Annotated in this window: 1 protein-coding gene; it reads left to right on the top strand. The window is 66.1% G+C overall.

All coding sequences use genetic code 11. The features are described from left to right. On the top strand, window positions 1-605 hold a 605-nt coding region (locus WS45_RS29320; protein WP_179950410.1), incomplete at both ends, for an electron transfer flavoprotein subunit alpha/FixB family protein.

The following is a 605-nucleotide window of genomic DNA, read 5'->3' as shown; positions in this document are numbered from 1 at the left end:
GCCTACGGCAAGAACGTCGCACCGCGCATCGCCGCGAAGCTGGACGTCGCGCAGATTTCGGACATCACGGCGGTCGATTCGGCCGACACGTTCGAGCGTCCGATCTATGCGGGCAACGCGATCGCGACGGTGCAGTCGAGCGATCCGATCAAGGTGATCACGGTGCGCGCGACGGGTTTCGATCCGGTTGCAGCGGACGGCGGCAGCGCGGCGGTCGAGAAGATCGAAGCGGCGGCCGATGCGGGCAAATCGCAGTTCGTGAGCCGTGAAGTGACGAAGCTGGATCGTCCGGAGCTGACGTCGGCGAGCATCATCGTGTCGGGCGGCCGCGGCCTGGGCAGCGGCGAGAACTACACGAAGGTGCTGGAGCCGCTGGCCGACAAGCTGTCGGCAGCACTGGGCGCATCGCGCGCGGCAGTCGACGCCGGCTACGTGCCGAACGACTACCAGGTCGGCCAGACCGGCAAGATCGTCGCGCCGCAGTTGTACATCGCGGTCGGCATTTCGGGCGCGATCCAGCATCTGGCCGGCATGAAGGATTCGAAGGTGATCGTCGCGATCAACAAGGATCCCGAAGCGCCGATCTTCAGCGTGGCCGACTACGG

Origin of the sequence: Burkholderia sp. RF2-non_BP3, assembly GCF_001522185.1 — a bacterium.
Taxonomy (GTDB): Bacteria; Pseudomonadota; Gammaproteobacteria; order Burkholderiales; family Burkholderiaceae; genus Burkholderia; species Burkholderia diffusa.
This window is presented reverse-complemented; position numbering and strand designations above follow the sequence as displayed.